This is a genomic window from Pseudoalteromonas shioyasakiensis (assembly GCF_022398475.1).
Classification (GTDB): Bacteria; Pseudomonadota; Gammaproteobacteria; order Enterobacterales; family Alteromonadaceae; genus Pseudoalteromonas.
The window spans coordinates 1-13,155 of the sequence record NZ_JAKEVM010000121.1 but is presented as its reverse complement, the minus strand read 5'-3'; the positions used below and the strand labels follow the sequence as shown (position 1 = coordinate 13,155).

Sequence of the window (13,155 nt, the reverse complement as noted above, 5' to 3'; positions counted from 1 at the left end):
AAGATACATAAAACAGTACTATTTATTAATTTTCAATAACTTGCATTTTATTAATTATTATTGCAAAAAATCTTGCCATCGAAATCGCGCATAATTCTGGTAAGGTAGTGTTATTACAATAATTACTGAATTTAAACATGACAGCTGCGCTTTTATTTGTTGCACTCGCCTATATTGGCGTGTTGTTTTGGTTGGCAAATTGGGGAGACAAAACCACTCCTCTTGCTAAAAGAATTAGTCACCACCCATTTGTTTATTCTTTTTCATTAGGGATTTACTGTACGTCTTGGACCTACTACGGTTCAGTTGGTACAGCAGCCACCAGCAGTTGGAATTACTTACCTATTTTAATTGGCCCTGCGTTGCTTTTTTTCTTTGGCCAAGGGTTTTTACGCAAATTAGTACTGGTCAGTAAAAAGCAAAATATCACGACCATCGCCGACTTTATTTCAGCTCGCTATGGTAAACGGCAAACCACCGCCATTATGGTGACAATTATCGCTTTATTGGCGACTATTCCGTATATCGCACTGCAATTAAAAGCACTGAGTAGCAGCTTCTTACTACTGCAAAACGACGATCGTATTTCGGGCTCTATGCTCGCCCTTTCGGCGACACTCATTATGGCAATGTTTGCGATATTCTTTGGTACTCGTAAAGTCGATGTAACCGAATATCGCTCAGGGCTAATGCTCGCTGTCGCCTTTGAATCTATGATTAAGTTACTAGCTTTGGTGGCCGTAGCGGGGCTTGCTTTATACACATTATTTAATTTAACTACGGTGCAAACCGAGCAGCTAACGGGCTCTATTTGGAAGCACTGGCAGAACTTCGACTTTTTTAGCTTTAACTTTATCGGCCAGTCATTAATGGCGGCAGCGGCGATTATCTGTTTACCAAGGCAATTCCACGTAACTGTGGTCGATAACCAAGATAAACGACACCTTTATACAGCCCGCTGGGCATTCCCCCTGTATTTGTTACTAACTGCTGCAATGATTTTCCCTATTGCAACGGCAGCTATTCACCCAGGCATTGGCAGTGGCTTCTCACCAGATAGCTTTGTATTAGCCCTACCGCTGATGCACGAAAACGCCTTTTTAACGACCTTTGTATTTATCGGGGGTCTATCAGCGGCTACCGCGATGATTGTTGTAGCCACACTCACGCTCAGTACCATGATTTCAAACGATGTAGTGTTGCCGTTAATGCTGCGTCGTAAGTTTAAACGTAACCTCATTACTAGCAGCTATAAGTCGCAAATCCTGTTAGTGAGACGCTTCACAATTGCTGGCATTTTGATTTTGTCGTATTTCTACCAGCAATGGTTTGGCCATGGTAAAGCGCTGGCTAGCATGGGTTTAGTGGCCTTTTCTTTGGTATCGCAATTACTTCCTGCGATTGTGGGTGGCCTATATTGGCGAAAAGGCCATGCTTATGGGGTTTATGCCGGATTATTAGCAGGCTTTATTTGCTGGGTTTTGTTCTTAATGCTGCCTATTTTAGATGCAGGCAATACCTTAAACGCAGAGCTGCAACAAACACTTATTACTCGTGGCACCCTAATCGCCTTATTTGCCAATATTGGCTGTTACATTAGTTTTTCGCTCGGTGCAGATGAGCGTTTAATTGATAAAATTCAAGCAGCTGCCTTTGTAAATCCAAAAGAGCAAGCGGTATTCGCCAGACGTTTAAATAAAAACGTAAAAGCCACTGTTTACGACTTTAAAGTACTGCTACAAACCTTCTTAGGTGTGCAGCGCTCGCAGCAAGTGCTGGCTCACTTTGCGTTGTCGCATAACTTAGATGACAACAACGCGCACCCAGAACCTGAGTTTATTGCTTATTGTGAGCGCGCCTTAACCGGTGTGCTTGGTGCCTCTTCAGCACAAGCGCTGATCCACACGGTTGCTTCTGGTAAACGTATGGCCTTTGAAGAAGTGGTTAACTTTTTTGATGAAACCACACAAGCCCTGCAATTTAATCAAAACTTATTATTTACCTCTCTCGAAAACCTCAGCCATGGTATTTCGGTTGTTGATAAAGAACTTAATTTAGTAGCATGGAATAAGCGCTACGCAGAGATGTTTGCCTACCCAGATGACTTTCTCGAAGTAGGCCAACCAATTGAAGATGTGCTTAGATACAATGCCGAACGCGGTGAATGTGGCCCCGGTGAAGTTGAACGCCATGTAGAAAAGCGCGTGCAGCATCTTAAAAACGGCTCGCCCCATCACTTTATTCGCCACCGCCGTAATGGCCAAGTGTTCGAAATGATAGGTAACCCACTGCCAGATGGCGGCTTTGTAACAAGTTTCTCTGATATTACCACGCATATCGAAACGCAAAATGCGCTTGAAGAAGTAAACATGGATCTTGAAAACCGCATTGAAGCGCGTACTCAAGAAATCCGTACTATCAATAAAGATTTACAAGCACAAATCGATAGCCGAGTACAAACTGAGCAAGCACTTACTTTAGCCAAAAAAGAGGCTGAGCAAGCTAATGACAGTAAAACGCGATTTTTAGCCTTGGCTAGCCACGATATTTTACAACCGCTGAATGCGGCGCGCCTATATCTTGCTGCTATTGATGATAAAACCCTTTCGAGCAACAACTTAAATAACTTTGAAAAGCTGGGTGCAAGCTTAGATTCAACGGTGCATTTGATGTCGGCGCTGTTAGAAATTGCCAAGCTCGAGCAAGGAGCAATGACCCCTACTCCACGTCACTTTAGTATTGATGACATACTTGCCCCGCTGAAAAATGAATACGCCATTATGTCGAGCGAAAAAGGCTTAAAACTGACGGTACGTTCAAAGGGAGTTATCGTTCACAGTGATATCACTTATTTACGACGAATTATTCAAAACTTGGTGTCAAATGCGGTTAAATACACCGATAGTGGCCGAGTTTTAATTGCTTGTCGCAAACGCAAACATCATTTACGGATTGAAGTATGGGACACAGGTCCCGGCATTACAGAAGTAGAGCAAGCGAAAATCTTCAATGACTTTTACCGTATTGAAGCGGGAGATAACAAAGGGGTTGGCCTTGGCTTAGGAGTTGTAAAACGAATGGCCGACTTACTCTCTTTACGTTTAGATGTCAGTTCAACGCCTGGCAAAGGTAGTCGCTTTAGTATTGAAGTACCTTATGGTGAAAGCCAATTTATTCAACAAAAAGATACGCCTAAAAAAGGGGTTGAGAACCGCAGTGCGATGAACATTATTGCAGTGGATGATGACCCTGAAAACCTTAATGCCATGGCAAGCCTATTGCAAAAGTGGCAGGCAAATTATCAGCTCTTTGATCAAGTTGAAACCGTGATGGCCTATGCCAAAGAGCACCGAGCGCCCGATGTTATCTTAATGGATTACCAGTTGGGTCATGATTGCGATGGCATAACCCTTATTAAAACCCTAAGAGAAATTTGGCAAAGTCCAGTGCCTGCCATTTTAATCACAGCGGTGCGTGATGAAGCCCTTAAACAGCAAACCAAAGAAGAGCAAATTCATTACCTTAGTAAACCCGTTAAGCCCGCAAAACTCAAAGCACTGCTTAACCATAGTACTTAACAATAGTGCTTAACCAACGTTTTTAACAACACCGATTTAAGGCAAAGCAGTAGGCTTTGCCTTAAATTTTTGGAACAACCAACTAAGCGCAACTAACGATAAGCCTAAGCCGATAAACGAAATAGCCCGCAACAACCCGGTTAAGTTTGCCATATCAATCAAGAACACTTTTAACACCACCAGCGCCAATAAGCCAAGGCCGAGCTTTTGTAATACCGTAATGGTTCTTAACTGCCCCACCACAACCACCAAGGCACCGATAACAAGCCAAACTAAAGAATAACTGTAAAGCTCGGCATCTGAAGTTGGCAAAGCAATATTTATAAACTCGCCTTGCCAGTTATGGCGAATTTCCGCATTGATATATAAAACACTCATCACACCTGCAAGTGCTGTAAACAGCTTTTGTAAATAGTGCTGAGATTTAGTCAGTTGGCTTGCCCAAATTGCAATACAGGCGGGGACTAACCAAAGTAATAGTAACCAGTTAATAATCGGCCAACTGCCTATATTTATCGGCTCAAAAAACGGATTTACAGCAGTAAAGCTTTTCAGTATTAGTAAGCCACTCAGTGTTAATAACGCAAAACCTGCTACTTGATAGAGTTTTGCCAATTGCGCTGTAAAGCGTGAACGCAGTAAATAAACACAACCTAATATACCCCAGTTACAGGTTAATAAAATATGCTCATACACAGACAAGCTCTCAAAGTCTGGGTAGTGCCCCACCAACTGATAGCTCGTCTCTGTGGTAATAAATAAAGCAATGCAATGAAGCGTTGCACCTTCTAGCCACACCCGAACAGATTGCTGCTGCCAGTGCCTCGCTGCAAAGTAAAATAAGCAAGCGCATACTGGGTATACAACCAAACTCCAGTGCACACCGAGCAGCAACGCATCACTGTAATCAGTTGACCAAGGTGCAAAGCTTAACCTAACTAGTAAAGCGCCAACTAAGCCCTTAAGCGGCCAAGTAGGTATGCTGAGTGACTGTTTCTTGACATAAAAACTGATCAACAACACTTGCGCAGCAAGCGCTAAGGTCAAGCTGCTGCCTTCAAGGAGCATGGTTAACGCTAAGCTAATATTGGCATTACCGCCAAGCCAGTAACTAAATACCCGCATCGGATTAGTGCTATTGACTGATAACTTAAATAACCAAGCAGACAGAGCCAATAATACAAAGCACCAAACCGGATACGCCGTCATCAAGGCATGATCGGGAGTGATAACATATAAGCAACTAATAATCACAAAACTTGAAAGTGAAGCGAGTAAAGCAAAACCTAAGCGTTTAGGGTATTTACGACCAAACAAAAACCCATAACCCGCGAACAAAGCAATAAAAAACAGCCCTGCTCCGTAATTTTGCCGAAATACAAAAAGCTGCTCAGAGTAATCAACAGCATTGTGTTGCCCTGTAAGCAAACACACCACACTCAACACAGCTAGCATCAGCCAGTGATCCCATGCACTGTTTTTTAATACCAAAAGAAGCAGTAAAGCCACTAACGACAACATACTAAGCTGCCAAGTAAGCAGTTGGTTACTGCTCATGAGTAAAAGATAAAGTGGCACGACAACAGCTATCAACAGAGGGTTGTCGGGCAGTTGCTTAAGTAGTGTTTTAAAGCGATGTGGACGGTATTCTATTTGTTTAATACTCAGCCCTAGGCGTGGAATCGCAATTAACAATACGATGCTAAATAGAGCATAAAGATTAATAAACCAATGCAGATTTTTAGCTGCACCCATTGCAACTAAGTAATACCAGCCTAAGTGACCTGCCCATAACAGATACCACAACCAATGCCGTTTTACGTAATGCGCGACTAGCGAAGCCGATACACTGACAAACGCAACATAGGTTAGCAGTGCTATAAAGTCATTACTCCCGTTATTGACCCAAACCGGCACGCTGTAGGCACCAATAACACCAATGACCGCAAGCACAGGACCAAAACGCAGTGCCATCCAGCTTGCTGCTACAGAAACTAAGGTTAAAATGCTAAATGCCGGTAAAGCTTGCAGTAAGCCATAATGGCTATAGGCCAGCAAGGTCAATGCAAAACAACTAATAAAACCACCACTTGCCAGCGCTGCGGGAATATAGTTGCTAAACCCATCAAAAATAATACCTTTGCGATGTAAGACCTCAGCCGCGACAATTAAGCTCAAACCAAAAATAGCGCCAAGCGTAAGTCGCATGGTTTCGGATAATAAGCCTGCCTCCAGTGAATAGCGGGCTAAAAAGATACCGCCAAAGGCAAGTGCAACCGCTCCTACCCAAGTTAACCAATTGGCTTTGATTTGTGTAACGAGTTGGCTTACTAGCGGATTTAAAGTCTCAGGCTTGGGTTTTGTTTGCTCTGGCTTTTTAGGGATAGCCTCAATCGGCTTACTAATGACTACAGGCTCTGGTTCAAATTTTGAAGTGTCAGTCAGATCGTCGTTTGAATTATCAAACTGATTTGCAGTATTTGCTTGTGGATTATGACTATATGTCGCGTTAAGTTTGACTCGAAGAGCAGCTACTTCTCGCTTTAAACTGGAGAGTTGAAAAAAGGCAAAAATACCCGCAATGGAGCCACCTACAACAACTAGTGCTAGTAATATTAGTAACGCAATACCGCCATCCATACTCTCTCCTTGTGTACGCTTTAAACAAAAAGCAAAAGCCTTAATTGTTTATACAATAAACACTTAGCAAGAGTAAATAAACAACGATATTGCGTTTTAGCCGGTTAAGACTGTTCAGTCACCGTACGCTCTAAGGTCATTTTAAAACCTGAGTCTGTGGTTTCATCGTGTTCAATCACTAAGATATAGTTACCTTCTTCGGTAAAATCCATATCGCTTTGTTGTAATAGCACAATCTGTTGACCATTGTCTTCATAGACCACATAGGTTGTATAAACTTCGTTATCAACCACCTGTTCTTGCTGGTCGTATTGATCTAACCCTTCAACAACATTGCTGGTATCTTCAACCGTTTCACCATTGAGGGTGAAGTACACATCAACTTCGTCAATCTCTTGCCCTGCATAGCTATCAATTAAGTTAACCACAGTAACTGCGTGGCTGTAGCTGCTTGGAGTTAGGTTTTCTTCAATGGTCATCATACGAGGCCCGTAATCTTTGTCATTGTAGAAAAGGCCAACCGCACTTTGCTCACGCTCTAATGTCATTAAGAAGTTATCGACAATTGTGTCTCCCGCTTCGTCTAACATAGCGACGCTATAACTATTTGGTGACATGCTCATGTATTCAGAGTAACTATCGTTGCTAACAACTTCGGTGTTGGTCGCCGTTGTGCCTCGGGTTACTTTAAACTGGGTTTGCGTGTAATCATCGATGGTATTGATAAAACGCAACTGACCTTGCGCGTCTTGGTGGTTTAGTTGTGTTACTGAGCTACTAGCCGTCACAACATCAAGCGTAATGCCATCTTCTTCTGTTGCATAACTTGGGCGGATCATCGCCATGTACGTTGCTTCATCATTAAAGTACACGGTTGGTGATTCAAAAATCACATCAGTGCTGCCGCTAGCGGTAATATAAATAGTGTAATAACCTTCCTCAAGCGTCGCTAATTCTGGCTCAACGAGGTATTGCGAAGTCATTAATAACTCAGCGGTATCAAATAAACCGTCGTCAGTGGCAACGTATACATCGTAAAGGTTATCTTCGCCAACGATATTAAAAAAGCCAACATTGAATTCATCTTCATCGCTTGACGTCGGCACACTGAGCTCAGTAAAAATTGGTTCAGCAAAATCACCGTTCATTACTAGCAACTGAGTTTGATCATTTTTAATTTTGATGGTTTCTTCGTCGATGATGATATAACTATCGTTGGCATCAACATATTCAAAACTGAGATCATACTCCCCCGAACTGTAGTTATGACGAGTTGATACATCACCAAAATCAGCCCCCGAACGTTCAGTGTCATCAACAAATAAACGCGTGTATGGACTATTGTAAGAGCCATTGTACAGTTGCACATAGCCACTGTTGCTACTGCTACTGTCATCGCTTGAACAGGCAGCCAGTACCGAAAGCAAACTTGAGGCAACAATTGTTTTAAGCAGAGTGCTTTTCATGGAATTTTTTCCTTATTGTTTGTAATACCCCATTCTGACTCGAATAATGCGAAAAAATTCTATGTTTTACAAACTATTACCTTCACTTACAGTTACTTACGATAAGGTTAAAAAGTGTAGAAAATGATGTAGAAAAGCACTTAATTAATCATAATTATGGACATAAAATCACATTTATAGTGAAAGCAGCTTACTTTTACACGAAAAGTAAATAATGATTACATTTTAGACGCTTATACAATCAAATCAGATAAATTATTAGATAGTCAAATTTGCGCTATGCAGCACAAAAAAATTAGCAAATAATGGTGTTCACACAAACGGGATTAGAATGAGGACTATGAACACGATTTTAACCACACAATGCGATGATGATGTTGGTCTAATTGCCAAGATCACCGGCCTTTGTCATCAGCATAATTTAAATATTACACGTAATAACGAATTTGTAGATAAAGACGCTAAACGCTTTTTTATGCGTACAGAGTTAAGCGGCGTTATTTCAGATGACTTTTTACCAAGTCTTGCTGAGCTACTTCCTGATGGCGCAGAGCTTGCCCTGCACAGCAGCGAAAAAACCAAAGTGGTATTGCTTGCTACCAAAGAAGCGCACTGTTTAGGTGGTGTATTACTAAAGCAATTCGAAAAAGCCTTAAACATCGAAGTACTGGCTGTGATTGCCAACTACGCCGACTTAGCGCCACTGGCTGCAGGCTTTGGTGTACCATTTCATGTGGTATCGCACGAAGGCTTAAGCCGTGCGGAGCATGATCAACAAGTCGGTGATTTAATAGCCAGCTATCAGCCTGACATTATTGGCCTTGCTAAATATATGCGTATTTTAAGCCCTGAATTTGTGGCGCGCTTTGAAGGTAAGATTATTAATATTCACCATTCATTTTTGCCTGCCTTTATTGGCGCAAAGCCTTACCATCAGGCATTTGAGCGCGGTGTAAAAATTATTGGCGCGACCGCTCATTTTGTTAATAATGAGCTTGATGAAGGGCCGATTATTTTACAAGATGTGACGCATGTCAGTCATGCGGATACCGCAGAGATGATGGCAAAAATGGGTAAAGATGTAGAGAAAACAGTGTTCTGCAAAGCGTTGCAGCTCGCATCTGAACATAAACTGTTTATCAATGGTAATCGAACCGTGGTGTTCGCTTAAGCAATAAAATGAAGAGGCTGAATGGCCTCTTTATTGTTTTTATTATCTTTTGTTATGCCGACTCAATAGGCTCTAATTGTAACTTAGAGGCAATTAATACCGCTTGAGTACGATTATACACACCTAGCTTTCTAAAAATTGCTGTAATGTGTGCTTTAACGGTTGCTTCGGAAATATGTAACTCGTAAGCAATCTGTTTGTTTAACAAGCCTTCGTGTAAGTATTGCAACACCTTGTATTGCTGCGGCGTTAGTGAAGCCACTTGCGCTGCAATTTCTTTGTCTTCGCCATCTACTCCAGCCACTTTATCTTTGAGTTCCAGTGGAAGCCAAACATCGCCTTCAAGTATGTGGTTGATTGCCAGCGCAATATCATCTGATGAAGATGATTTTGGAATAAATCCCATCGCACCATAACCCATTACTTTAGAAACTACATTGATGTCTTCGCTGCCAGAAACAACAGCTATTGGTAAGCTTGGATAGTCTTCGCGAATGCGAATAAGGCCGTATAAATCGCCATTGCCTGGCATGTGAAGGTCTAGTAGTAAGATATCAAGATCTTCTTGCTCGCTCAGCACCTGCAAAGTGGTATCAAAGTTTTCCGATTCAAACACTTCTAAATCAGCGAACTTAGCACTCAATGCCCCTTTCAGCGCTTCACGAAATAACGGATGATCGTCCGCTATTAAAAACTGACTCATGGTTCACTCCTAATAAATTCGGCTGACACCTATTTCTAAGTGACAGCCGATATACTACGTTTAGAATCAACTTCTAATCAAGTTTTTAACGCAATTTTAACGATTTAATCGGTTTTCGATTAGCTCATCAACAACGCTCGGATCGGCTAGTGTAGAAGTATCTCCAAGCTGTTGGTGCTCATTTGCCGCAATTTTACGTAAAATTCGACGCATGATCTTACCAGAACGAGTTTTCGGTAAACCTGGAGACCATTGGATCATATCTGGTGATGCAATTGGGCTTAACTCTTTACGAACCCAGTTACGTACCTCTTTTGTTAGCTCATCGCTCACTACAACACCCTCATTTGGAGTGATGTAAACATAGATGCCCTGACCTTTAATATCATGTGGGTAACCTACTACAGCCGCTTCTGCTACTGCTTCGTGAGCAACCAATGCACTTTCGATTTCTGCAGTACCTAGGCGGTGACCTGATACGTTAAGTACGTCATCTACACGGCCTGTGATCCAGTAGTAGCCATCTTCATCACGACGACAACCATCACCTGTGAAGTACACGCCTGGGTATGCTGAGAAATAGGTTTGTTCAAAGCGTTCATGGTCGCCATAAACTGTACGTGCTTGTGATGGCCAGCTATCTAAAATAACAAGGTTACCGTCAACCGCGCCTTCTAGTGTATTACCCTCAGCATCAAATAGTGCTGGTGCAATACCAAAGAATGGACGTGTTGCTGAGCCTGGCTTCATATCTGTTGCACCTGGTAATGGTGTGATCATGATGCCGCCAGTCTCTGTTTGCCACCAGGTATCAACGATTGGGCAGTTTTCGTTACCAATATGCTCGTAATACCATGCCCACGCTTCTGGGTTAATTGGCTCACCTACAGAACCCATTACACGAAGGCTGTTACGAGTTGAAGTCGCTGTTGGCTCATCGCCTTTCGCCATTAGAGCACGAATAGCAGTCGGTGCTGTGTAAAGGATAGTCACGTTGTGCTTATCAATTACTTCACCCATACGGCCCGCTGTTGGGTAGGTTGGTACACCTTCAAATACGACTTGCGTGCAGCCATTCACTAATGGGCCATAAGCAATGTAGCTGTGACCAGTGATCCAGCCCACATCGGCACTACACCAGAAAATATCGTCTTCTTTAAGATCAAACACATATTCATGTGTCATCGATGCATAAACAAGGTAACCACCGGTAGTATGAACCACACCTTTTGGTTGACCGGTTGAGCCTGAAGTATAAAGAATGAAAAGTGGATCTTCTGCATTCATTGGTTCAGGTTCACACTCAGCTGGTAAGTCAGCGACAAGCTCATGCCACCAAACATCATGACTATTCCACTCAACTTCACCACCCGTTAGCTGATGAACAATAACGTGCTCAACGGTGGTTACAGAGTCTTGTGATACCGCTTCATCAACATTTGCTTTAAGTGGTACGCAGTTGCCAGCACGGCGACCTTCGTCTGAAGTAATTACCACTTTAGCGCCTGAGTCATTAATTCGGTCAGCAATCGCTGATGGAGAGAAACCACCAAATACTACAGAGTGAATAGCACCAATACGCGCACACGCTTGCATAGCGTAAATAGCCTGCGGTGTCATTGGCATATAAATAGCAACACGGTCACCTTTTGATACGCCTAATTTTTTAAGGCCGTTGGCTAGCTTAGCTACTTCGTCGTGAAGCTGTTGGTAGCTAATATTTTCGTTGTGTTCAGGGTTGTCGCCTTCCCAAATAAGGGCTGTTTTATCGGCTTTAGTGGCAAGGTGGCGGTCAATACAGTTATAAGATGCGTTAAGTTGGCCGTCTTCATACCAGCGAATGCTGATGTGGCCTTTGTCGAATGAGGTGTTCTTTACTTTGTTATAAGGAGTTGACCAATCAAGGCGTTTACCGTGCTCTCGCCAAAATCCTTCAGGGTCATCAATAGATTGCTTGTACAGTGTATTATATTTATCGTTATCAACTAGTGCTGCATTCTTGATATGCGCTGGTACTGGATAGATACTTTCTGACATTGTTGTCGTCTCCATTTTAATTACTTGCCTACGGCCTGCTTCAAGGATCACTCAGCAAAGCCCCTGAAAGTATTAGACCTTAGTTGTATATCTTGTCATTTAACAAAAAACTTTAAAATTGCCTTCTATAATCTAGTCCAATGTTAGGTTGGATGCGATTTAACTACCCATTCCACCTTAGTCTAATAGACCAATAGATAATTGAGAGAAGTCATTTCTTAAACAACAGTGATACAACAACATTAATGCAATCAACAAGTAGCTTCGACAGGAATACACATTATGACAACAACAAAAGTAACCGCATTAAAAACACTCACAGCTTCAGCTGTTTTATGTGCACTTGCAGGTACCGCTAACGCCGCAACCATCGGTAACACAGACGTTTCTTATGGTGGCTATGTAAAACTTGATGCTATGTGGAGTGATTACTCTGCAGGCGTACCAGCTGGCGGCAGCATTGGCCGTGACTTCTATGTACCAGGTACAACACCTGTAGGCGCAGACAGCGACAGCGATGCAGTATTTGACATGCATGCACGCCAATCTCGCTTTAACCTAGGTACAGCAACAAAATTAGACGACGGTAAAACCATCAAAACTAAAATTGAAATAGACTTTATTGCTTCAGCACCTGGCGGTAACGAACGCGTTAGTAACTCTTACGCGCCTCGTATTCGTCAAGCATTTGTAACTTATGATGGTTGGCTATTTGGTCAAGCCTGGTCAAACTTCCAAAACGTTGGCGCATTACCAGAAACACTTGATTTCGTCGGTCCTGCTGAAGGTACTGTGTTCGTACGTCAAGCACAGGCACGTTACACTACCGGTAATTGGTCATTCTCTATCGAAAACCCAGAGAGCACAGTCACAGTTGGCGGTGCACGTGTTGCCACTGATGATGCATCAATGCCTGACTTTACAGCACGTTATGCGCATAAAGCTGATTGGGGTGAATTAGTATTTACCGGTCTTGCTCGCCAGTTAACTTATAAACAAAATGGCATTGATGCAGATACATCATCGTTCGGTATCAGCGCCTCAGGTAAAGTAAATTTTGGCCAAAACAACCTTAAATTTATGCTAACTCAAGGCACAGGTTTAGGCCGTTATGTTGGTTTAAATGTGGCTCATGGTGCGGTGCTTGACGGTGATGATTTAGATGCAATTGATTCAACATCAGGTTTTATTGCCTACCAACAACACTGGAACAGCCAATGGCGCTCAACTTTCCTTTATTCATTCTTCTCAGCAGATAACAACACAGATTTACTTGCTGTGACTGGCGATCCTACAGAAATGAGCCAAAGCTATAGTGCCAACCTTTTATATTCGCCTGTTAAAAAGCTTACCTTTGGTGTTGAATTCAAACATGCTGAGCGTGAGCTAGAAAGCGGTGCTGACGGCGATATGGACCGTCTGCAGTTCTCTGCAAAATACGTATTTTAAGATTTAAACTTATTTTACTTCCTGAAGCGGCTTCGGCCGCTTTTTTTATATCTCCTTTTTATATTTCTGTGCCCTTTAAACTTTTTTGCAAATAATTATTCACTTAAACAG

The 13,155-nt window shown here is 42.4% G+C and carries 7 protein-coding genes; 3 read left to right on the top strand and 4 right to left on the bottom strand.

Going from position 1 to position 13,155, the window contains the following annotated elements; translation table 11 throughout:
• Positions 1–137 precede the first annotated feature (137 nt).
• Positions 138–3,578, top strand: a complete 3,441-nt coding sequence (locus tag L1D51_RS16905; protein ID WP_239964271.1) for a PAS domain-containing hybrid sensor histidine kinase/response regulator — start codon at positions 138–140, stop codon at positions 3,576–3,578.
• 36 nt (positions 3,579–3,614) lie between these two features.
• Here the strand turns inward: L1D51_RS16905 and L1D51_RS16900 are convergent, their stop codons facing one another.
• Both L1D51_RS16900 and L1D51_RS16895 read right to left on the bottom strand, forming a co-directional pair.
• Positions 3,615–6,218, bottom strand: a complete 2,604-nt coding sequence (locus L1D51_RS16900) for a DUF2339 domain-containing protein (RefSeq protein WP_239964269.1) — start codon at positions 6,216–6,218, stop codon at positions 3,615–3,617.
• 104 nt (positions 6,219–6,322) lie between these two features.
• Positions 6,323–7,684 (bottom strand): hypothetical protein, encoded by a 1,362-nt coding sequence (locus L1D51_RS16895; RefSeq protein WP_239964267.1) that lies wholly within the window; start codon positions 7,682–7,684, stop codon positions 6,323–6,325.
• A 340-nt stretch (positions 7,685–8,024) separates the two neighbouring features.
• Here L1D51_RS16895 and purU point away from each other — a divergent pair, with 340 nt between their 5' ends.
• On the top strand, positions 8,025–8,855 hold the full coding sequence (gene purU, locus L1D51_RS16890) for a formyltetrahydrofolate deformylase (protein ID WP_055021009.1): 831 nt from the start codon (positions 8,025–8,027) through the stop codon (positions 8,853–8,855).
• A gap of 52 nt (positions 8,856–8,907) precedes the next feature.
• Here purU and L1D51_RS16885 read toward each other — a convergent pair whose 3' ends face one another.
• Together L1D51_RS16885 and acs are read right to left on the bottom strand one after the other, a co-directional pair.
• The gene (locus L1D51_RS16885) at positions 8,908–9,558 is read right to left on the bottom strand and encodes a response regulator transcription factor (RefSeq protein WP_055021010.1); all 651 of its coding nucleotides are present in this window, start codon (positions 9,556–9,558) and stop codon (positions 8,908–8,910) included.
• Between the two features lie 96 nt (positions 9,559–9,654).
• Entirely contained in the window at positions 9,655–11,595 is a 1,941-nt protein-coding gene (gene acs, locus L1D51_RS16880) for an acetate--CoA ligase (protein WP_209327155.1), read from the bottom strand.
• 282 nt (positions 11,596–11,877) lie between these two features.
• On the opposite strand from acs, the gene L1D51_RS16875 reads away from it, so the two are divergent.
• Positions 11,878–13,044, top strand: coding sequence for a DcaP family trimeric outer membrane transporter (locus L1D51_RS16875; RefSeq protein ID WP_054560892.1), 1,167 nt, complete (start codon positions 11,878–11,880; stop codon positions 13,042–13,044).
• Positions 13,045–13,155: the final 111 nt, after the last annotated feature.

Bases quoted from the DNA above. Each gene is read 5' to 3' on its own strand.
- L1D51_RS16875 (WP_054560892.1), top strand. From the start codon at position 11,878: ATGACAACAACAAAAGTAACCGCATTAAAAACACTCACAGCTTCAGCT.
- L1D51_RS16885 (WP_055021010.1), bottom strand. From the start codon at position 9,558: ATGAGTCAGTTTTTAATAGCGGACGATCATCCGTTATTTCGTGAAGCG.
- purU (WP_055021009.1), top strand. From the start codon at position 8,025: ATGAACACGATTTTAACCACACAATGCGATGATGATGTTGGTCTAATT.
- L1D51_RS16900 (WP_239964269.1), bottom strand. From the start codon at position 6,218: ATGGATGGCGGTATTGCGTTACTAATATTACTAGCACTAGTTGTTGTA.
- acs (WP_209327155.1), bottom strand. From the start codon at position 11,595: ATGTCAGAAAGTATCTATCCAGTACCAGCGCATATCAAGAATGCAGCA.
- L1D51_RS16895 (WP_239964267.1), bottom strand. From the start codon at position 7,684: ATGAAAAGCACTCTGCTTAAAACAATTGTTGCCTCAAGTTTGCTTTCG.
- L1D51_RS16905 (WP_239964271.1), top strand. From the start codon at position 138: ATGACAGCTGCGCTTTTATTTGTTGCACTCGCCTATATTGGCGTGTTG.